Below are 19,668 nucleotides of genomic sequence, written 5' to 3' on the forward strand. Positions count from 1 at the left end.
CGCCGTCGTCCTCGCCGTCGCCCCGGGAGGCCCGGCCGGCCCCGCTCACCCCGTCGCGAACCCCTCGCCCCTGCCCGTCACCGAGACCCTGATCGGCGAGGGGATCACCGTCGAGGGCCCCCTGGTCAACAACGTCACGCTGCCCCCGTTGCCGTGACCGGTTCGCACGCGCGGAACTCCGGCGGGAAACCCGTCCAGCGCAGCTCCCGGGGCAGATGCCCCATGTCGTTGTAGAAGACGATCGAGGCGGGGCGCCCTGGGGTGTAGCGGATGACGGTCAGCGCGGCGTTGCAGTGGTTGAGGCCGAGCCAGCGCCAGGGCGGGGCGTCGAGCGCGTCCCGGACGATCCAGCCGATCAGGAAGTTGTGGGTGACGACCAGTTCGTGGCTCGGCTCGTCGCCGAACGCCGGTCCGGTGAACCGGGCGAGGGCCTCCTGGGCCAGCGCGGGACCGCCCTCGCGCTCCGCCGCCGGGAACCCCGCGAGGTGCCGCAGCGTCGACTCGGCGCTCTCCGGCGGGAGTTCACCGGCCTGCGGCAGGTAGGGAAGGTAGTCGCCGGCGATCGCCGAGGGCCGCAGAGGGACGTCGTCGAGCTGCTCGCCGATCAGGCGGGCGGTCTCCGCGGCCCGGGGCAGCGGCCCGTGGTGGACCATCGACAGGGGTGCCCCGCGCAGCCGTTGGCCGAGCAGGACGGCCTGGCGGCGGCCCGCCTCCGTCAGGGCGCTCTCGTCGCCCGTGGCCTCCCCGTGCCGGGTGAGGTAGAGGTGGCGCGTGGCGGTTCCGGTGATCATGGCGGGCGCCCTTTCCCTGTGCTCCGTGCCGTGCTGTCGATCTCGCGTACAGCCTGGAGGGACGCCCGCCCGGTCGCGCCGGTTCCGCCGCCCGGCGCCTAGCCCTCGTCCTCCAGGTTGCCCTCGGTCTCCAGGTACGCCTGGCGCAGCGCCTCGAGCACCGCCGGGTCCGGCTTGGCCCACATGCCGCGCGACTCCGCCTCCAGGAGGCGCTCCGCGATGCCGTGCAGGGCCCAGGGGTTGGCCTCCTGGAGGAACTGACGGTTCGTCGGGTCCAGGACGTACGTCTCCGTGAGCTTGTCGTACATCCAGTCGGCGATGACGCCCGTCGTGGCGTCGTAGCCGAACAAGTAGTCCACGGTGGCGGCGAGTTCGAAGGCGCCCTTGTAGCCGTGGCGGCGCATCGCCTCGATCCACTTGGGGTTCACGACGCGGGCGCGGAAGACGCGGCTCGTCTCCTCCACCAGCGTGCGCGTGCGGACCGTCTCGGGGCGCGTCGAGTCGCCGATGTACGCCTCGGGGGCCGTGCCCCGCAGCGCGCGCACGGTCGCCACCATGCCGCCGTGGTACTGGAAGTAGTCGTCCGAGTCCGCGATGTCGTGCTCGCGGGTGTCCGTGTTCTTCGCCGCCACCGCGATGCGCTTGTACGCCGTCTCCATCTCGGCGCGCGCCGGGCGGCCCTCCAGACCGCGGCCGTACGCGTAGCCGCCCCACACCGTGTAGACCTCGGCGAGGTCCGCGTCGGTGCGCCAGTCGCGCGAGTCGATGAGCTGGAGCAGGCCCGCGCCGTACGTGCCGGGACGGGAGCCGAAGATCCGGGTGGTGGCCCGGCGTTCGTCGCCGTGCTCGGCCAGGTCGGCCTGGGCGTGGGCGCGCACGAGGTTCTGCTCGGCGGGCTCGTCGAGCGAGGCGGCGAGCCGCACCGCGTCGTCGAGCAGGCCGATCGTGTGCGGGAACGCGTCGCGGAAGAAGCCCGAGATGCGCAGGGTCACGTCGATGCGGGGGCGGCCGAGCTCGTCGAGCGGCACGGCCTCCAGACCGGTGACGCGGCGCGACGCGTCGTCCCAGACGGGGCGGACGCCGAGCAGGGCCATGGCCTCGGCGACGTCGTCGCCCGCGGTGCGCATCGCGCTGGTGCCCCACAGGGACAGGCCCACGGAGGTGGGGTACGCGCCCTCGTTGTCCTGCTGGTAGCGCTCGACGAGGGAGTCGGCCAGCGCCTGGCCCGTCTCCCACGCGAGGCGGGAGGGGACGGCCTTCGGGTCGACGGAGTAGAAGTTCCGGCCGGTCGGCAGGACGTTGACCAGACCGCGCAGCGGGGAGCCGCTGGGCCCTGCGGGCACGAAGCCGCCGCGCAGGGCGTGCAGCGCGTGGTCCAGCTCGGCGGTGGTCGCCGCGAGGCGCGGCACGACCTCGTGGGCCGCGAACCGGAGGACGGCGGCGACCTGGTCACCCAGGTCGCCCGTCACGGCGGCCACGGCGGCCGGGTCCCAGCCCGCGTCGTCCATCGCCTGGACCAGCGCGCGGGCCTTCTCCTCGGCCTCGTCCGCGCCGGTGCGCGTCGCCGCCGACTCGTCCAGGCCCAGCGCCTCGCGCAGACCCGGCAGGGCGGTCGTGCCGCCCCAGATCTGGCGGGCCCGCAGGATCGCGAGGACGAGGTTGACGCGGTCGGTGTCCGAGGGCGCCTGGCCCAGGACGTGCAGACCGTCGCGGATCTGCGCGTCCTTGATCTCGCAGAGCCAGCCGTCGACGTGCAGCAGGAAGTCGTCGAAGCCGTCGTCCTCGGGGCGCTCCTCCAGGCCGAGGTCGTGGTCCAGCTTCGCGGCCTGGATCAGGGTCCAGATCTGCGCGCGGATCGCCGGCAGCTTCGCCGGGTCCATCGAGCTGATCTGGGCGTACTCGTCGAGGAGCTGCTCCAGGCGCGCGATGTCGCCGTAGGAGTCGGCGCGCGCCATCGGCGGCACCAGGTGGTCGATGAGCGTGGCGTGCACGCGGCGCTTGGCCTGGGTGCCCTCGCCCGGGTCGTTGACCAGGAAGGGGTAGATCAGCGGCAGGTCGCCGAGCGCGGCGTCCGGGCCGCAGGCGGCGGACAGGCCGGCGTTCTTGCCGGGCAGCCACTCCAGGTTGCCGTGCTTGCCGAGGTGGATCATCGCGTCGGCGCCGAAGCCGCCGTCGGACGCGGCCGCCGCGATCCAGCGGTAGGCCGCCAGGTAGTGGTGCGAGGGCGGCAGGTCGGGGTCGTGGTAGATCGCGATGGGGTTCTCGCCGAAGCCGCGCGGCGGCTGGATGACGACGAGGAGGTTGCCGCGGCGCAGGGCCGCGAGCACGATGTCGCCCTCCGGGTCGCCGCCCTGGCCCACGCGGGAGCGGTCCAGGAACATCTCGCCGGGCGCCGGGCCCCAGTGCTCCTCGACGGACTCGCGCAGCTCCGCGGGCAGCGTCGCGTACCAGCGCTTGTAGTCGGCGGCGGGGATGCGGACCGGGTTGGCGGCGAGCTGCTCCTCGGTGAGCCAGTCCTGGTCGTGGCCGCCCGCGTCGATCAGCGCGCGGATCAGCTCGTCGCCGTCGCCGGAGACGAGCCCGGGGATCTCCTCGGCGGGGCCGAAGTCGTAGCCCTCGTCGATGAGGCGGCGCAGCAGCGCGACGGCGGACGCGGGGGTGTCCAGGCCCACCGCGTTGCCGATGCGGGAGTGCTTGGTGGGGTAGGCGGAGAGCACCAGGGCGAGGCGCTTGTCGGGGGCCGGGACGTGCTTCAGACGCGCGTGGCGCACGGCGATCCCGGCGACGCGGGCGGCGCGCTCGGCGTCGGCGACGTACGCGGGAAGCCCGTCCTCGTCGATCTCCTTGAAGGAGAACGGCACGGTGATGAGGCGTCCGTCGAACTCCGGCACCGCGATCTGGCTCGCGGCGTCCAGCGGCGAGACGCCCTCGTCGTTCTCCTCCCAGGCCGCGCGCGAACCGGTCAGGCACAGCGCCTGCAGGATCGGCACGTCGAGGCCGGTCAGCGCGCCCGCGTCCCACGACTCGTCGTCGCCGCCCGCGGAGGCCTCGGCGGGCTTGGTGCCGCCGGCCGCGAGGACGGTGGTCACGATGGCGTCGGCGGCGCGCAGCTCCTCGATCAGCTCGGGCTCGGGGGCGCGCAGCGAGGCCACGTACAGCGGGAGCGGGCGGGCGCCCGCGTCCTCTATCGCGCCGCACAGGGCGTCCACGAAGGCGGTGTTGCCGCTCATGTGGTGGGCGCGGTAGTAGAGCACCGCGACGGTCGGGACCACCGTGCCCTCGACGGTGCGGGCGGTGCGCTCCAGCGGGCCCCAGGACGGCGCGGCCGCCGGCGGCTCGAAGCCGTGGCCGGTGAGCAGCACGGTGTCGGAGAGGAAGCGCGCCAGCTGCTCCAGGTTCGCGGGGCCGCCGTGCGCGAGGTAGGCGTGCGCCTCGGCGGCGATGCCGACGGGCACGGTCGAGGAGGCCATCAGCTGGGCGTCGGGCGCCTGTTCGCCGGTGAGCACGACGACGGGCAGCCTGCTGGCGATGAGCCGGTCGAGGCCCTCCTGCCAGGCGCGTACGCCGCCGAGGAGGCGTACGACCACGAGGTCGACGCCGTCGAGCAGCGCGGGCAGCTCGTCGAGGTCGAGGCGGGACGGGTTGGCGAACCGGTAGTCGACCGGGCCTCCCGCCGCGCGGGCGCTGAGCAGGTCGGTGTCGGAGGTCGACAGCAGCAGAAGCATGCGTGCGCAGGCCTTCCTCGGGGTGTCCGCGCCCCGGGTGGTCGTATGGACGGCAGGAGTTCCTGGCTCACCCCACACGGGTGGGGTTCACAGTGGCGGGACCGCGCCGGATTCGCACCGGGCTTCCTCCCTCGGGTCCTGGTGGACCCACGCCGTCGCTGGCGTTCGACGGACCTGGCGGCCCGCCGCCTGCATAGTAAGTCCTGCCCGCGACCGGCGGGGCGGCCACCTGCCCGGACGGCCCGTCTCGGGAGGCGACCGGCCGGATCCGCGTGGGTATGCTCGCCGCCATGCCGCCCACCCGAGCACCATCCCCGAACCAGGGCGAACCTCCCATACGTGACCGGGGCGACGCCTGCCCCGGAGCCCTGCGCCTGCACCGCGCCGACGACGGCCGGCTCGCCCGACTCCGCCTGCCCGGCGGCCTCCTGACGTCCCGTCAGGCCGATGTCCTGGCCACCGCGGCGGAGCGTCTCGCGGACGGGAACCTCAGCGTCACCTCGCGGGGCAACATCGAGCTGCGCGGCCTCGGCGAGAGCTGCGGCGGCGAACTCTCCGCGCTGCTCGCGGACGCGGGTCTGCTGCCCTCCGAGCGGCACGAGCGCGTGCGGAACGTGGTGGCCTCGCCGCTCGCGGGAATCGACGGACTCGGCCACGCCGACGTGCAGTTGTGGGCCCGTGAGCTGGACCGGCTCCTGTGCGCCGAGGAGTGGACGACGGAGCTCTCCGGCCGCTTCCTGTTCGCCCTGGACGACGGGCGCGGGGACCTCGTCGGACTCGGCGGCGATGTGACCTTGATCGCACAATCGGGCGGAGCGGCGGTCGTCCGCCTCGGGGGCCGCGCCTTCCGGGTGCCCGCCGCGCACGCGCCGCGCGCGGCCCTCGCCGCCGCCGGGGCCTTCCTCGCCGCCGCGCGCGCCGCGGGCAACGGCGCCTGGCGGGTGGGGGAACTGCCCGGCGGCCAGCACGTGGACCTGGCCGGAGCCCTGGAGCGGGCGGGCGTCGACGCCGAGCCGGCCGCGCCGTGGGCCGTCTCGCGCAGCGCCCCGCCGGCCCCCGGCGTCATCGGCCGCGCGGTCGCCGTCCACGCGCCCCTCGGCCGCGTCACCGCCGCCCAGTGGCGCGCCCTCCTGCCGCTGCCCGCCGGCGAACTGCGCGTCACCCCGTGGCGCGGCTTCGTGCTCCCCGGCTTCGCGGACGAGGCGGCGGCCCGCGAGCGCCTCGCCGCACTGGCCGACGCCGGGCACCTCACCACCGCCGACTCGCCCTGGCTGGGCGTCGGCGCCTGCACCGGCCGCCCCGGCTGCGCCAAGTCCCTCGCCGACGTCCGCGCCGACGCCGTGCCCGGCGCCGGCGGACTGCCCGTCCACTGGTCCGGCTGCGAACGGCGCTGCGGCCACCCGCGCGGCGACTGGGTCGACGTCCTCGCCACCGGCGAAGGCACCTACGAGGTGACGGTGCGCGTCCCCGGCGAGGAGTGGACGCCCGTGACGGGCAGGACCTTGACCGAGACGGTCACCACGGCACGTACCACCACGAAACCGACGGCCACGAGATGAGCGAGAGCACAGTGTTCGACTACGAGAAGGACGGCGCGGCGATCTACCGCGAGTCCTTTGCCACCATCCGCGCGGAGGCGGACCTCGGCGGTCTGCCCGCCGACGTCAGCCAGGTCGCGGTCCGGATGATCCACGCCTGCGGGATGGTCGACCTCGTGCGCGATCTCGCCTACAGCCCGCGCGTGATCGCCGACGCCCGCAAGGCGCTGTGCGACGGCGCGCCGATCCTGTGCGACGCGAACATGGTCGCGAGCGGCGTCACGCGCAAGCGGCTGCCCGCCGACAACGACGTGATCTGCACGCTGGCCGACCCGTCCGTGCCCGACCTCGCGGCGCGCATGGGCACCACGCGCAGCGCCGCGGCCCTGGAGCTGTGGCGCGACCGCCTCGAAGGATCGGTCGTCGCCATCGGCAACGCGCCCACCGCGCTCTTCCGCCTCCTGGAGATGATCGAGGAGGGCGCGCCCCGCCCGGCCGCCGTGCTCGGCATCCCGGTCGGCTTCGTCGGCGCCGCCGAGTCCAAGGACGCGCTCGCCGAGCACTCCTCGGGCCTGGAGTACCTCGTCGTACGGGGGCGTCGCGGCGGCAGCGCGATGGCCGCGGCGGCGATCAACGCGATCGCGAGCGAGGCGGAGTGAACACCGAGCAGCAGCAGGGACAGGGACGGCTCTACGGCGTCGGGCTCGGGCCCGGCGACCCCTCCCTGATGACCGTGCGCGCCGTCGAGGCCATCGCCGCCGCCGACGTCGTCGCCTACCACTCGGCGCGGCACGGCCGCTCCATCGCCCGCTCGATCGCGGCCGGCCACATCCGCGCCGACCACATCGAGGAGGCGCTGGTCTACCCGGTCACCACGGAGACCACCGACCACCCCGGCGGCTACCGAGGCGCCCTCGACGACTTCTACGAGGAGGCCGCGGCGCGCCTCGCCGTCCACCTCGACGCGGGCCGCACGGTCGCCGTCCTCGCCGAGGGCGACCCGCTCTTCTACGGCTCCTACCAGCACATGCACAAGCGGCTCGCGCACCGCTACCCGACCGAGGTGATCCCCGGGGTGACCTCGGTGAGCGCGGCGGCGGCGCGGCTCGGCGAGCCGCTGGTGGAGGCCGAGGAGGTCCTCACGATCCTGCCGGGCACGCTCCCGGAGGAGGAACTGGCCGCGCGGCTCGCGGCGACGGACTCGGCGGTCGTCATGAAGCTCGGCCGCACGTTCGGGAAGGTGCGGGGCGCCCTGGACCGCGCGGGCCGCCTGGACGAGGCCCGCTACGTCGAGCGCGCCACGATGAAGGGCGAGCGCACCGGCCGGCTGGCCGACGTGGACCCGGAGTCGGTGCCGTACTTCTCCGTGGCCGTGCTGCCGAGCCGGGTGGCGCCTCTGACGGGCGGCCCCGCGCCGGAGCCCGCCGCGGCAGGAACCGGCGAGGTCGTCGTGGTCGGCACCGGTCCCGCGGGTCCGCTCTGGCTGACCCCCGAGACGCGCGGCGCCCTCGCCGCCGCCGACGACCTGGTCGGCTACACCACGTACGTCGACCGCGTGCCGCACCGCGCCGGACAGCGGCGGCACGGCTCCGACAACCGCGTCGAGTCCGAACGCGCCGAGTTCGCGTTGCAGCTGGCGCAGCGGGGCCGTCGCGTCGCCGTCGTCTCCGGCGGCGACCCGGGCGTCTTCGCCATGGCCACGGCCGTCCTGGAGGTCGCCTCGCAGGACGCCTACGCGGACGTCCCGGTGCGGGTGCTGCCCGGCGTGACCGCCGCCAACGCCGCCGCCGCCCGCGTCGGCGCGCCCCTCGGCCACGACTACGCCACGATCTCCCTCTCGGACCGCCTCAAGCCCTGGGAGGTCATCGCGGAGCGGCTGGCCGCGGCGGCCGCGGCGGACCTCGTCCTCGCGCTCTACAACCCCGGCTCGCGCAGCCGCACCTGGCAGGTCGGCAAGGCGAGGGAACTCCTCCTGGAGCACCGGGCGCCGGACACGCCGGTGGTGCTGGGCCGGGACGTCGGCGGCCCCGAGGAGTCCGTACGCATCGTGCGCCTCGGCGACCTCGACCCGGCGGAGGTCGACATGCGGACGCTGCTGATCGTCGGGTCGTCCCAGACGCGGGTGTCGCGGCGGCGCGGGGGCGAGGAGCGGGTCGTCTGGACGCCGAGGCGGTATCCCGAGTAGGTGCGTCGTGGTTGATCGCGCGGTTCCCTCCGCCCCGCCAAGGGGCGCGGGGACCGCGCGACCGGCCGGGGACGACCCGCGCCTAACCACCGAGCCTGCGCACCCAGGCAACCGCTTCCTCCGGCGTGGCGACGCCGGCCACCCCCTCCGGCCCGGTGGGGCGCCGGACCACCACGACGGGAATCCCCGCCTCGCGCGCGGCGGCGAGCTTCGGCGCGGTGGCCGAACCCCCGCTGTCCTTGGTCACCACGACATCGATCCGATGCCGCCGCAACAGCTCCCTTTCCCCGTCGAGGGCGAAAGGCCCTCGGTCCAGCAGCACCTCCATGCGCGCGGGGCACGGCGGCTCGGGCGCGTCGACCGAACGTACGAGGAACCAGAGCGCAGCCAGTTCCGGCCCGGAGAACGTGGCGAGCCCCATCCGCCCGGTGGTGAGAAAGACGCGCCGCCCCAGCTCAGGAAGCACCCGTGCCGCCATGTCCAGGGAACCGACCTCGTGCCAGTCGTCGCCCTCACCCGCGACCCAGCCGGGCCTGCGCAGGGCGAGCAGGGGAACATGGGCGAGCGCGGCGGCCGTCGCCGCGTTGAACGAGATCGTCCCGGCGAAAGGATGGGTGGCGTCGATGAGCGCGTCCACGCGGTGCTCCCGCAGCCACTCCGCCAGCCCCTGCGCGCCGCCGAAGCCGCCGACGCGTACCTCGCCGGGCGGCAGCCGCGGCGCCGCGACCCGCCCCGCCAGGGAGCTGGTCACCCGCGGCCCCGCCCCGGTCACGAGGAGCTCCGCCAGACGGCGGGCCTCGGTCGTTCCCCCCAGAATCAGTACGTGCACGGAGTTCGGTTTCCTTCATGAGTGAGGCAGCTAAGGCCACGGGCGGGCGCAGCGCCCAACTCAAGCACACCGGTCTGCGGCCCGGCTGGACGACCGGTGCCTGTGCGACCGCCGCCACCACGGCCGCGTACACGGCGCTGCTCACCGGCGACTTCCCGGACCCGGTGACCATCACGCTGCCCAAGGGGCAGACGCCGGCGTTCGCGCTGGCCGTGGAGGAGCTGGGCGAGGACCACGCGACGGCGGGCGTCGTGAAGGACGCGGGCGACGACCCGGACGTCACGCACGGGGCGCTGGTGCGGTCCACGGTGCGGCGGCTGCCGCCCGGCTCGGGCGTCGTCTTCAAGGCGGGCCCCGGCGTGGGCACCGTCACCCGCCCCGGCCTGCCCCTGGACGTCGGCGAGCCCGCGATCAACCCCGTGCCGCGGCAGATGATGCGCGACCACGTGACCCTGGTGGCCGAGCGGGCCGGGACCGCGCCGGACGTCGAGATCACCGTCTCCGTCGACCACGGCGAGGAGATCGCCCGCTCCACCTGGAACCCGCGCCTCGGCATCCTCGGCGGCCTGTCGGTCCTCGGCACCACCGGGATCGTCGTGCCCTACTCCTGCTCGGCGTGGATCGACTCGATCCGCCGGGGCGTGGACGTGGCGCGGGCGGCCGGGCGCACGCACGTCGCCGGGTGCACGGGGTCGACGTCGGAGAAGACGGTCGTCGCCGCCTACGGCCTGCCCGAGGACGCCCTGCTCGACATGGGCGACTTCGCCGGTGCGGTCCTCAAGTACGTACGCCGCCACCCCGTGGACCGCCTGACCGTCTGCGGCGGCTTCGCCAAGCTGTCGAAGCTCGCGGCGGGCCACCTCGACCTGCACTCGGCCCGCTCCCAGGTCGACAAGGGCTTCCTCGCCGAACTGGCCCGCACGGGCGGCGCGGACGAGGGCCTCGCCGCCCGGGTCGCGTCCGCCAACACGGGCCTGGAGGCCCTGCGGCTGTGCGAGGCGGCGGGCGTCCCGCTGGGCGACCTGGTGGCGAAGCGGGCTCGGGACGAGGCGCTGGCGGTGCTCAGGGGCGCGCCGGTGGCGGTGGACGTGATCTGCATCGACAGAGCGGGAACGATCGTGGGCCGCAGCGATCTCCCTGCGTGAGGAGCGCCCCGAAGGGGCGCGGGGAACCGCGCGACCGGCCCGGTACGACCCGCGCCCGAAAGACTCAGCAGACGTGCCGGTCCCGCTCCGCCGAGTACAGATGACTGTCACGGAACTGCGAGGCCCCCAGCGTCCGGCCGACCATGATCACCGCGGTCCGCACGATCCCCGCCGCCTTCACCTGCCCGGCGATGTCCTCAAGCGTCCCCCGGAGGATCACCTCGTCGGGCCGGCTGGCCAGCGCGACGACCGCGGCCGGGCAATCCGCACCGTAATGGGGCAGCAGCTCCTCGACCACGCGGTCGACGTACCCCGCGGCGAGGTGCAGCACGAGCAACGCCCCACTGCGCCCCAGCGTGGCGAGATCCTCGCCCTCCGGCATCGCCGTGGCCCGCTGCGCGACCCGCGTGAGGATCACGGTCTGCCCGACGGTCGGAACGGTCAGCTCCCGCTTGAGCGCGGCGGCCGCCGCCGCGAACGCGGGGACGCCCGGCACCACTTCGTAGGGAACACCCGCCGCGTCGAGCCGCCGCATCTGCTCGGCCACCGCGCTGAACACCGACGGGTCGCCCGAGTGCAGCCGCGCCACGTCGAGCCCCTGCTCGTGCGCGCGCACCAGCTCGGCGGTGATCTCGTCCAGGTTCAGCTGCGCGGTGTCCACGAGCCGTGCCCCGTCCGGGCATTCGGCGAGCAGCTCGCGCGGCACCAGGCTGCCCGCGTACAGACAGACCTGGCAGCCGGCGAGCGTCCGCGCGCCGCGCACCGTGATCAGGTCGGCCGCGCCGGGCCCCGCGCCGATGAAGTACACGGTCATCTGCTGTCAACTCCTGCTGTTCTGCGGTGACTTGGTGACGGACCACTGGGTGACCGGCATGGCCTGGCGCCAGCCGGTGAAGCCGCCGACGGGGACGGCCTGGGCGACCGCGAGCCGCACCAGCTCGCCGCCGTGGCGCCGGTACCAGTCGGTGAGCAGCGCCTCCGACTCCAGCGTCACGGTGTTGGCGACCAGGCGCCCGCCCTCCGGCAGCGCGGCCCAGCAGGCGTCGAGGAGGCCGGGCGCGGTGAGGCCGCCGCCGATGAACACGGCGTCGGGCACGGGGAGTCCGGCGAGCGCGGCCGGTGCCGCGCCGGTGACGACGCGCAGCGCGGGCACGCCGAGGCGCTCGGCGTTGCGGGTGATCCGCTCGGCCCGCACCGGGTTCTTCTCGACGGTGACGGCCCGGCACGCGGGGTGCGCGCGCAGCCACTCCACGGCGATCGACCCGGAGCCGCCGCCCACGTCCCAGAGCAGTTCGCCGGGGCCGGGGGCGAGCGCGGCGAGCGTGGCGGCGCGGACGTACCGCTTGGTGAGCTGCCCGTCGCTCTCGTACGCGGCGTCCGGCAGCCCCGGCACGGTGCCCAGGCGCAGCGCGTCGGGGGCGCGGCGGCAGTCGACGGCGACGACGTTCAGCGGATCGCCGGGCAGGTGCGACCAGGTGTCGGCGACGCCCTCGTGCGCCGACTCGCCCTTGCCGCCGAGCTGTTCGAGCACGCGCATCCGGCTCGGTCCGAAGCCGCGCTCGCGCAGCAGGGCCGCGACCTCGCCGGGCGTGGCCGCGTTCGCGCTGAGCACCAGGACGCGGCGCCCGTCGTGGAGCGCGGCGGAGAGCCGGGCGACGGGACGTCCGACGGCCGTGACGACCTCGGTGTCCTCGACGGGCCAGCCGAGGCGCGCGCAGGCGAGGGCGACGGAGGACGGGTGCGGCAGCACGTCCAGGGCGGCGGCGCCGAGCTCCTCGCTCAGGGCGCGCCCGATGCCGTAGAACATGGGGTCGCCGCTGGCGAGGACGGCGACGCGGCGGCCCGCGTGGGCGGCGAGCAGGCCGGGCATGGCGGGCCGCAGCGGCGAGGGCCAGGCCACGCGCTCGCCCGGACACTCACCGAGGGGCAGCAGGTCCAGCTGGCGGGGGCCGCCGATGAGCACCTCGGCGCCGGCGAGCGCCGCGCGCGAGGGGGCCGGGAGTCCGTCCCAGCCGTCGGCCCCGATCCCGACGACGGAGACGGCCGGTATGCCTGCGGGGGATGCGGGGGTCACTTCTGGTACCTGACCTCGGGGTTCGGGAAGGGCTGCGCAGCCGCACTCTACTGGGGACCCGGCGGCGTACCCTTATTGCGCATTACTTGCAATAAGCCGTGCGGGGTGCCCCGTCCGGCCCCCGGTACAGAAAGGCCAAGGCGCGATGGGCTCTGTGGTGGTGCTCGGCATCGAGTCGTCCTGCGACGAGACGGGCGCGGGCCTCGTCCGGGACGGGAGGCTGCTCGGTCACGCGGTGGCCTCCAGCATGGACGAGCACGCCCGCTACGGAGGCGTCGTCCCGGAGATCGCCGCCCGCGCCCACGTCCACGCGCTCACCCCGGTCGTCCGCCGCGCCCTCGACGAGGCGGGCCTGCGGATGTCCGACATCGGCGCCGTCGCCGTGACGACGGGCCCCGGCCTCTCCGGCGCGCTCCAGGTCGGCCTCGCCGGGGCGAAGAGCCTCGCGTACGCGCTGGACGTGCCCCTGCACGGCGTCCACCACCTGGCCGGGCACGTCGCCGCCGACACCCTGGAGCACGGCCCGCTGCCCGACCCCTGCATGGTCCTGATCGTCTCCGGCGGCCACACCTCGCTGCTGCTCGTCCGCGACCTCGCGCGCGACCCGATCGTGCACCTCGGCGACACCCTCGACGACGCGGCGGGGGAGTGCTTCGACAAGGTCGCGCGGGTCTTCGGTCTGCCCTACCCCGGCGGGCCCGCCATCGACCGGGCCGCGCGCGACGGCGACCCGGCCGCCGTCGCCTTCCCGCGCCCGCTGACCGGAGCCCGCGACGCCGCGTACGACTTCTCCTTCTCCGGCCTGAAGACGGCCGCCGCGCGCTGGGCCGAGGGGCACCACGGGCGGGCGCTGCCGGTCGCCGACGGCGCCGCCTCCCTCCAGGAGGCCGTCGCCGACGTGCTGACCCGCAAGGCGGTCGCCGCCTGCCGCGAGCACGGCGTCGGCACGCTGGTCGTGGTCGGCGGCGTCGCGGCCAACTCCCGCGTGCGCGCGCTCGCCGAGGAGCGCTGCCTGGCCGCGGGCATCACGCTGCGCGTCCCGCCGCTGCGGCTGTGCACCGACAACGGCGCGATGATCGCCGCGGTCGGCGACCTGCTGGTGCGCGCGGGCGCCGAGCCCGCGCCCCTGAACGTCTCCATCGACCCGTCCGCGCCCCTGGAGTACGCGGCGCTCCACCCGGTCGGCTCCTTCGGCAGGGCGGTCGCCGCGTGACGGGCGACCGCAGTGCGACGGGCGCTCCGGTGGTCCGCCGGGTGACCGGCGCCGGACTCCTCGCCCACGCCGAGGGCGTACGGACCGTCTACGCGGAGGCGTTCGCGCTGCCGCCCTGGCGCGAGGACCCGGCCGCGGCGGACGGCTACCTGACGCGGCTCGCGGACGACGCGGCGCGGCCCGGGTTCACGGGAGCGGTCGCGCTCGGCGCCCCGGCCGACGGGGCGCCGAGCGTCCTCGGCTTCGCCGCCGCCTGGCCCGCCCCCACCCCGCTGCCCGACGTCCGCTCCTATCCCGCCCTCACCGAGGCCCTCGGCGCCCGGCGCGCCGAGGCGTGGCTCTGCGGGGCGCGGCAGGTCGACGAGCTCGCCGTGCGCCCGGCCGCCCACGGCCTCGGGCTCGGCCGTGCGCTGCTCGCCGCCGCGATCCGGGACGCGCCGGATGGCCGCTGCTGGCTCCTGACGTCACCGCGCGCCACCGACGCCGTGCGCCTCTACCGCCGCGCCGGCTGGCAGCAGGTCGTGACGCCCGCCTTGGAGAGCCGGGACCTGACGCTCTTCCTCGCCCCCGGCCACCCGGCGGTCCCGGAGGCGGCGGCCCACAGCCACCGAGCACTTAGTTAGCTTAGGCTAAGCTAAGTTGACGTTGAGGCCTCGGGGGGCCTGGAACGGAAGGGGTGGTGACGATGCGCACCGGACCGAGAGCCGGAGGCCGCGCGACGACGCAGCCCGCACGGGCCGTGCGGACCGCTGGGGGGCGGGGCGTGCGGGACGAGCGCGGTCTGCGGGACGGGCACGGCTCGCGGGGGAGTCGTGACGTACGCGACGACGTCGGTGGACGCGATGAACATCGCGTACGCGAGGGGGAGTTCCCCAAGGCCGGCCCGCCGCGCGGGGCCGAGCCGGGCGCCGACTTCCTCCCCGCGCCGGGCACGAGCCCCACGCTCCAGGCCCTCGCCGCCCGCGTGTCCGCCGCCGGTGAAGCCGAACTGCCCGCCCTCCTGGACGCGTTCTGGCGGGACGTCGACCGGCGTGGCGGCACCCCGCTCGTCGAGGAGATCGACGGCGAGCCCGGGTTCCGCGCCGTCACCTTCCTGTGGCGCGGCGACCGCGCGACCCGGCAGGTCCTGCTCCTGGCCAACCGCCTCGCCGACCGCGACCGCCTCGCCGACGCCCTCCTCGCGCGACTGCCCGGCACGGACGTCTGGCACCGCACCTACCGGCTGCGCGCCGACCACCGCGGCTCCTACCGCATCGCCGCCGACCTCTCGCCCGGAGACGTCCCCTCGTCCCCCGAGGCCCAGCAGCTCCGGCTGCGCGCCCTGTCGTCGTACGCCGCCCAGGACCCCCTCAACTCCCACCGGATCGAGGCGCGGTGGGGCCTTCCGGACGGCTCCCTCTTCGCCCTTCCCGACGCGCCCGCGCAGCCCTGGGCCGATCGGCGCGCGGGCATACCGCGCGGCCGCCTGGAGCGGCACCGCCTGCCCGCGGGCGCGCTCGGCGCCGAGCGCGGGCTCTGGGCGTATCTGCCCCCAGAGGGCCCGAGGCCCGACAGTCCCGTGGTCGTCCTGTGCGACGGCGACATGTGGTTCGGCCCGCTCGCCCTCCAGGACACCCTGGACGCCCTCGTCGCCGACGGCGCCGTGCCCCCGCCGGTCGTCCTCGCCCCCGACGCGGTCGACCTGCGCACGCGCTGGCAGGACCTCACCGCCCGCGACGCGTTCCTCGCGTTCCTCGCCGACGAGGTGCTGCCCTGGGCGGCCGGACACTGGCCCCTGACGGCCGACCCGGCCCGAACCGTCGTCGCCGGACAGAGCCTCGGGGGACTCACCGCCCTGTACGCGGCCCTGCGCAGGCCCGAGCGGTTCGGCGCCGTGCTCGCCCAGTCCGCCTCGCTGTGGTGGCGCCCCGGACTGCCGCCCGGCGTACCGGATCTCGCGTCCGACGACGGGACGCCCTGGCTCGTCGAGCGCTTCGCCGAGGCCGCGCGCCACCCCCGCCTGCGGGTCCACCTCGACGTCGGCCTCCACGAGGGCGTGATGGTCGACCACAGCCGTCTCATGTACGAGACGCTCGCCGCGCAGGACCACACGGTGACCCTCGCCGAGTTCAACGGCGGTCACGACTACGCTTGTTGGCGCGGCGGTCTGGCCGACGGGCTGGTGAGTCTCCTCACCCCCTGACCCGCCACAGAGAGTGGCGAACTTCACGGAGCCGACGGCCGAGAAGAACGGCCGTGCGGTCGTCATCGACGACTCGGCATGGAACAGTTCGGGCGGGCCCATCGCGGCGCGCACGGGCCTCCGGGACGTCTCGGAGGCGCTCGCCGACGACCGGTGACGGGGGTGCCGTCCGTGTCGCTGTTGGGCTGAACGGGTGACTTGGCGTAAGAATTGCCCGGTGCAGACAACAAGTACGAGCCAGGACGGGGTGGGCCAGTGAGTAGCAGTCAGCGCCACGACGTCACCGACGAACAGTGGGAAGGGCTCGCCCAGGTCGTACCGCTGCGCAGCCGCAACGAATGGCCTTCTTGGCCGGGGCACCGCGCGCTGCCCGACGCGGAGACCGAGACGCGCCGCCGCTTCGTGGTGATGCGGGTCAACGTCTTCGCGGACGCCCGCGAGGTCGCCGAGACCGTCATGGCGCAGATCCCGGTCCTGCTCGACCTGACCGGCGCGGAGACCGAAGTCGCCAAACGCGTCCTGGACTTCAGCAGCGGCGTGGTCCTCGGCCTCGGCTGCGGCATGCACCGGGTCGACAAGAACGTCTTCCTGCTGGCGCCGCCCGGCACGGAGGTCCAGGGCCTGGTCGAGGCGGTCGCGCAGCCGTAAGGGACGGTGCGACCAGCGGGGACAGCGGGCGGCAGTGGCCCTCCGCGGCGATGTGAGACCTGGTGGTCAGGCCGCCTCGGGACCGGCCGAGAGCCCCGCCCGGGGCGGTCGCAGGAGCCACTGCCCACTCGCCGTCCGTCAGATCCCCCGACCCGGCATAGCGGCCTCGGAGTCTCCCTGTGCGCAGTGCTACGGCCATGCGACGACCGCGGTGGCTTCGACCCCGGCCAGGAGGTCCGGTTCCTCCGGCGCCGCGACGCCCAGCGGGGTGATCGGCCTGACCGGATCGACGCCCGGTTCCGCTGCCGCCCGGCCCCAAGCCCGGCCCGACTCCCCTGATCGGAGAGGCAGGCCCTAGCCGCTCGGCGGTCGGGGTGAGGTCGCTTCGGGGGGAATCCCTCGATCGTAGGAAGGTCTGCCGGGCGGAACGGTTCCCCTGTGCCGGGGGCACATACCGTCCGATCATGACGGTGCAATCCCCGGTGACGGTCGCGGAGCCGCCGGCGGTCCAGGACCGCCCGCAGGTGACGGAACTGCGTCTGTCCGCCTTCGCCGGACACCGGGGCACGGTCCTCCCGCTCGGCCCGCTGACCCTGGTCACGGGGCCCAGCGGCAGCGGCAAGTCCAGCGCGTTACGCGCGTACGAGGCCCTGGCGCGGCTCGGCGCGGGAGCGGAACTGTCCGACGTCTTCCCCGACCCGCGGGCCTGTGTGCCCGAGCGCGCCCGCGCCGACGGCCAGCGGCGGCGCGGCTTCCGCATCGGCTGCACGGTCGACGGTCCCGCCGGACCCGTCCGGCTCGACCTCGCCGTGCAGGCCGAGCCCGAACTGCGCGTCGTCGGCGAGCGGCTGGCCCGCGGCCCGCTCGTCCTCCTCCAGACGGCGCTGCGCGACCCGGGCCGGCGCAGGGTGCAGGCGGCCTGGCACACCGCGGGCCCGTCCCCGGTGACACGGGCCCCGATGCCCGACGACCGGCTCGGCACGGCGCTCGTGCCGCTGCGCGTGGCGGGCAAGACCGCCGGACAGCGCCTGGTGCTCGCGGCGGCGGAACAGGTCGTGGTCGCGCTGCGCTCGGCGTTCGCCTGTGACCCGCGGCCCGGCCGGATGCGTGCCCCGGTCCCGGCGGCACTGGCCGGCCCCGGCCGCCTCCTGGGCGGCTGCGACAACCTCGCCGAGGTCCTGTGGCGTACGCGCGCGGAGTGCGCGGCACGCCACGCGCTGCTCGTCTCCGCGGTGCGCGCGGGGTGCGCCGGCCCGGTCGTCGACGTCTTCGCCCAGCAGACGGCGGACGGCGCGCTGGAGGCGTACGTCGACCGGGGCGGCGGCGTCCGCACCCCGCTGGGGCGTCTCGGGGACGGCGAGTTGAGGTATCTGGCCCTGGCGCTCGTCCTGCTCACCGGGCCCGGCGTGCTCGCCGTCGACCCGGTCGCCGAGGTGCCGGAGGCCTATCAGACCCTCACGGTCCTCGCCGACGGCTTCGACCGCCGCCTCGACGCCCGCCAGACGCGGGCCCTCGGCGAGCTGGCGGCCCGCACCTGCGGGCGCGGGCACATCCGCCTGGTCGGGGCGGTGCGGGACGCGTCCTGGGCGGCCGACGCCGCGGGCGTCTCGGTGGTAGACCTGGAGCCGTGACGGAACGACTTGACGTGGCGGTACTGCAGCGCAGGCTGGCCGAGTTCGCGGCGGCCCGCGACTGGGAGCAGTACCACACCCCGAAGAACCTGGCCGCAGCGCTCAGCGTGGAGGCGTCCGAACTGGTCGAGATCTTCCAGTGGTTGACGCCCGAGGAGTCGGCGCGGGTCATGAAGGACCCCGCGACGGCACCCCGGGTGGCGGACGAGGTGGCGGACGTCCTCGCGTATCTGCTCCAGTTCTGCGAGGTCCTCGGGATCGACCCGCTGACCGCGTTGGCGGCGAAGATCGACCGGAACGAACAGAGGTTCCCGGTGCCGGAGGGGCCCGACGGGGGCGAGGGGACCGGGGTGCCGGACGGGGGCTGACGGCGGCCGACGGGAGTTGAAAGGGGCTGAAGGGGCCGGTGCGGCCGTCCTTCCGCTGCCTTCTCCGCCGGCCTCTCCGTCTCCCCTCCGCCGTGCCCTCTGCCCGCAAGGCCCCTTTTCTCCCTGCCGGAGTACTTCATTCCGGTACTTTCGTCACTCTCCGCAGTGAATGGCTTGTCCATTCTCGATTGCTTGTCCACAGATTTCCGACCTCCCCTGGCTTTTCGCCCGGAGGGGTATCACTCTGGGTAGTGGACAACGGAGTTCGGGCGATCGTGCGGCGAGGGCGCGCGGGATGGGAGGGGGCCGGACATGAACGCGAAGCGGCTCATCGAGGCGAACCGCCGCGCCCTGGCGCGGAGTCAGGACCCGTCGGACATCGTCACGGAGGTCTGGCAGTCGCAAGCGCTCGCCCAGGCCATCGGCAGCCGTCTCGCGGTCACCGGCCCTCCCGAGTTACGCGGCGAGGCCCTGGGCCTGAGCGAAGTGGGCGGCAGAGCCTGCGGGGTGCTGCACGCCCCGCGGCTCGGCACCGAGGGCATACGGGCCGCGCGGCTCACGGAGACCGGAGACGCCCAGGAGATCCTGCTGGGCCTCGGCAGACTCCTCGGCGAGGTCGCCATCGCGCTGGTCGGCGTCGCCATGGGGGCCGAGGACGAGGGGACCTACTGGCAGTGCATGGAAGCGATCGACGCCGCCGACGAGTCGAGGGACCGGGTGATCGAGATGCTGCGCAGGCTCGCGGTGCGGGAGCAGAGCCTGCCCGAGCCCGACTCGGCGGCGGGGCCGTCATGAGGCGGCGCCGTGCCGACCCCGCCGGACGGCAGGGTCGGAGAGGCCTCGGGGGAGCGCGTCCGCCGTCAGAAGCGGCCGGGTTCGTCGCCGCTCTGCGGGCGCGTGCCCGTGGATGTGGCGCCGGTCGACGTGGCGGCCGGGCCGGACACGCCATCGGGGGACGCGGACTGCTGCAGATCGGCGTCCAGCTGGGTCAGATCGGCGTTGAGCGCTGCCATCAACTCCTCCATCTGCTGCAGCAGGCCCTTGGGTGCACCCTGCTGGGCCGGCACGGGCGAATCGTGCGCGGCCTCCTGCTCGGGCACGGCTTCCTGGGACATGACGGCCTCCTCGGCCCTCGCCCTCCCGCTGGGGGAAGGCAGTTGATGCAGGCGGCGCACCGGCATGGGCCGCCGGCGCGGGTGCCGGGCGGTCCGGCTCCGCCCCAGCCAACGATCACTCGCCGGGCGGGGTCACTGGGCCGGGACCGCACCGGTCGCCGTGTTGACGCATTTTCACCCGACCGGGGTGGCGGGGGATCGGCGGGACCGGTGGGGTTGACGGG

The 19,668-nt window shown here is 75.2% G+C and carries 18 protein-coding genes and 1 riboswitch; of the genes, 12 read left to right on the forward strand and 6 right to left on the reverse strand.

All coding sequences use genetic code 11. The features are described 5' to 3' along the window. Positions 1-134: 134 nt before the first annotated feature. Both AOK22_RS22740 and cobN read right to left on the reverse strand, forming a co-directional pair. Positions 135-788, reverse strand: coding sequence for a histidine phosphatase family protein (locus AOK22_RS22740; protein ID WP_055700569.1), 654 nt, complete (start codon positions 786-788; stop codon positions 135-137). 101 nt (positions 789-889) lie between these two features. Next, a complete protein-coding gene (gene cobN, locus AOK22_RS22745; protein WP_055700555.1) occupies positions 890-4,516 on the reverse strand; it encodes a cobaltochelatase subunit CobN in 3,627 nt (1,208 codons plus the stop codon). Between the two features lie 37 nt (positions 4,517-4,553). Further along, positions 4,554-4,685: riboswitch (cobalamin riboswitch) on the reverse strand. A gap of 109 nt (positions 4,686-4,794) precedes the next feature. Here cobN and AOK22_RS22750 point away from each other — a divergent pair. The 3 genes from AOK22_RS22750 to AOK22_RS22760 are packed head-to-tail and all read left to right on the forward strand — an operon-like array spanning position 4,795 to position 8,239. Then, the gene (locus AOK22_RS22750; protein ID WP_063795310.1) at positions 4,795-6,075 is read left to right on the forward strand and encodes a cobalamin biosynthesis protein CobG; all 1,281 of its coding nucleotides are present in this window, start codon (positions 4,795-4,797) and stop codon (positions 6,073-6,075) included. After that, positions 6,072-6,713, forward strand: a complete 642-nt coding sequence (locus AOK22_RS22755) for a precorrin-8X methylmutase (RefSeq protein ID WP_055700556.1) — start codon at positions 6,072-6,074, stop codon at positions 6,711-6,713. Before AOK22_RS22750 ends, AOK22_RS22755 begins: the two co-directional genes overlap by 4 nt. Continuing rightward, positions 6,710-8,239, forward strand: coding sequence for a precorrin-2 C(20)-methyltransferase (locus AOK22_RS22760; protein WP_055700557.1), 1,530 nt, complete (start codon positions 6,710-6,712; stop codon positions 8,237-8,239). Before AOK22_RS22755 ends, AOK22_RS22760 begins: the two co-directional genes overlap by 4 nt. 82 nt (positions 8,240-8,321) lie before the next feature. On the opposite strand, the gene AOK22_RS22765 is transcribed toward AOK22_RS22760, so the two are convergent. Further along, entirely contained in the window at positions 8,322-9,068 is a 747-nt protein-coding gene (locus tag AOK22_RS22765) for a cobalt-precorrin-6A reductase (RefSeq protein ID WP_055700558.1), read from the reverse strand. 17 nt (positions 9,069-9,085) lie between these two features. Between AOK22_RS22765 and AOK22_RS22770 the strand changes: the two genes are divergently transcribed. Beyond that, positions 9,086-10,213 carry a cobalt-precorrin-5B (C(1))-methyltransferase gene (locus AOK22_RS22770; RefSeq protein ID WP_055700559.1) on the forward strand — a complete coding sequence of 376 codons (1,128 nt, stop codon included), beginning with the start codon at positions 9,086-9,088 and terminating at the stop codon, positions 10,211-10,213. Between the two features lie 64 nt (positions 10,214-10,277). Here AOK22_RS22770 and cobM read toward each other — a convergent pair whose 3' ends face one another. Both cobM and AOK22_RS22780 read right to left on the reverse strand, forming a co-directional pair. Continuing rightward, complete coding sequence (cobM, locus tag AOK22_RS22775; RefSeq protein WP_055700560.1) at positions 10,278-11,027, reverse strand: precorrin-4 C(11)-methyltransferase; 750 nt, start codon at positions 11,025-11,027, stop codon at positions 10,278-10,280. Positions 11,028-11,033: 6 nt separating this feature from the next. Beyond that, on the reverse strand, positions 11,034-12,287 hold the full coding sequence (locus AOK22_RS22780) for a bifunctional cobalt-precorrin-7 (C(5))-methyltransferase/cobalt-precorrin-6B (C(15))-methyltransferase (protein ID WP_055700561.1): 1,254 nt from the start codon (positions 12,285-12,287) through the stop codon (positions 11,034-11,036). A 145-nt stretch (positions 12,288-12,432) separates the two neighbouring features. Here AOK22_RS22780 and tsaD point away from each other — a divergent pair, with 145 nt between their 5' ends. The 8 genes from tsaD (at position 12,433) to AOK22_RS22815 (ending at position 19,124) form a co-directional block, all read left to right on the forward strand. Next, a complete protein-coding gene (gene tsaD, locus AOK22_RS22785) occupies positions 12,433-13,500 on the forward strand; it encodes a tRNA (adenosine(37)-N6)-threonylcarbamoyltransferase complex transferase subunit TsaD (protein WP_055700562.1) in 1,068 nt (355 codons plus the stop codon). Next, a complete protein-coding gene (locus AOK22_RS22790; RefSeq protein WP_244164931.1) occupies positions 13,497-14,123 on the forward strand; it encodes a GNAT family N-acetyltransferase in 627 nt (208 codons plus the stop codon). Before tsaD ends, AOK22_RS22790 begins: the two co-directional genes overlap by 4 nt. 140 nt (positions 14,124-14,263) lie before the next feature. Further along, positions 14,264-15,682 carry an enterochelin esterase gene (fes, locus tag AOK22_RS22795; RefSeq protein WP_244164933.1) on the forward strand — a complete coding sequence of 473 codons (1,419 nt, stop codon included), beginning with the start codon at positions 14,264-14,266 and terminating at the stop codon, positions 15,680-15,682. A gap of 13 nt (positions 15,683-15,695) precedes the next feature. Beyond that, positions 15,696-15,839 carry a hypothetical protein gene (locus AOK22_RS41510; RefSeq protein ID WP_157872273.1) on the forward strand — a complete coding sequence of 48 codons (144 nt, stop codon included), beginning with the start codon at positions 15,696-15,698 and terminating at the stop codon, positions 15,837-15,839. Between the two features lie 98 nt (positions 15,840-15,937). Beyond that, the gene (locus tag AOK22_RS22800) at positions 15,938-16,330 is read left to right on the forward strand and encodes a cell division protein SepF (protein WP_055700564.1); all 393 of its coding nucleotides are present in this window, start codon (positions 15,938-15,940) and stop codon (positions 16,328-16,330) included. A gap of 464 nt (positions 16,331-16,794) precedes the next feature. Continuing rightward, positions 16,795-17,961: an AAA family ATPase gene (locus tag AOK22_RS22805; protein ID WP_055700565.1), complete on the forward strand. Its 1,167-nt coding sequence runs from the start codon at positions 16,795-16,797 to the stop codon at positions 17,959-17,961. Then, positions 17,958-18,329 carry a nucleotide pyrophosphohydrolase gene (locus AOK22_RS22810; protein ID WP_055700566.1) on the forward strand — a complete coding sequence of 124 codons (372 nt, stop codon included), beginning with the start codon at positions 17,958-17,960 and terminating at the stop codon, positions 18,327-18,329. Before AOK22_RS22805 ends, AOK22_RS22810 begins: the two co-directional genes overlap by 4 nt. Positions 18,330-18,641: 312 nt before the next feature. Continuing rightward, positions 18,642-19,124, forward strand: coding sequence for a DUF6099 family protein (locus AOK22_RS22815; RefSeq protein WP_055700567.1), 483 nt, complete (start codon positions 18,642-18,644; stop codon positions 19,122-19,124). A gap of 65 nt (positions 19,125-19,189) precedes the next feature. Here AOK22_RS22815 and AOK22_RS22820 read toward each other — a convergent pair whose 3' ends face one another. Continuing rightward, the gene (locus AOK22_RS22820; protein WP_055700568.1) at positions 19,190-19,444 is read right to left on the reverse strand and encodes a hypothetical protein; all 255 of its coding nucleotides are present in this window, start codon (positions 19,442-19,444) and stop codon (positions 19,190-19,192) included. Positions 19,445-19,668: the final 224 nt, after the last annotated feature.

The sequence above is a fragment of the Streptomyces silaceus genome (assembly GCF_001419745.1).
GTDB lineage: Bacteria > Actinomycetota > Actinomycetes > Streptomycetales > Streptomycetaceae > Streptomyces > Streptomyces silaceus.

Bases quoted from the DNA above. Each gene is read 5' to 3' on its own strand.
- cobN (WP_055700555.1), bottom strand. From the start codon at position 4,516: ATGCTTCTGCTGCTGTCGACCTCCGACACCGACCTGCTCAGCGCCCGC.
- tsaD (WP_055700562.1), top strand. From the start codon at position 12,433: ATGGGCTCTGTGGTGGTGCTCGGCATCGAGTCGTCCTGCGACGAGACG.
- AOK22_RS22815 (WP_055700567.1), top strand. From the start codon at position 18,642: ATGAACGCGAAGCGGCTCATCGAGGCGAACCGCCGCGCCCTGGCGCGG.
- AOK22_RS22755 (WP_055700556.1), top strand. From the start codon at position 6,072: ATGAGCGAGAGCACAGTGTTCGACTACGAGAAGGACGGCGCGGCGATC.
- AOK22_RS22770 (WP_055700559.1), top strand. From the start codon at position 9,086: ATGAGTGAGGCAGCTAAGGCCACGGGCGGGCGCAGCGCCCAACTCAAG.
- AOK22_RS22750 (WP_063795310.1), top strand. From the start codon at position 4,795: ATGCTCGCCGCCATGCCGCCCACCCGAGCACCATCCCCGAACCAGGGC.
- AOK22_RS22805 (WP_055700565.1), top strand. From the start codon at position 16,795: ATGACGGTGCAATCCCCGGTGACGGTCGCGGAGCCGCCGGCGGTCCAG.
- AOK22_RS22820 (WP_055700568.1), bottom strand. From the start codon at position 19,444: ATGTCCCAGGAAGCCGTGCCCGAGCAGGAGGCCGCGCACGATTCGCCC.
- cobM (WP_055700560.1), bottom strand. From the start codon at position 11,027: ATGACCGTGTACTTCATCGGCGCGGGGCCCGGCGCGGCCGACCTGATC.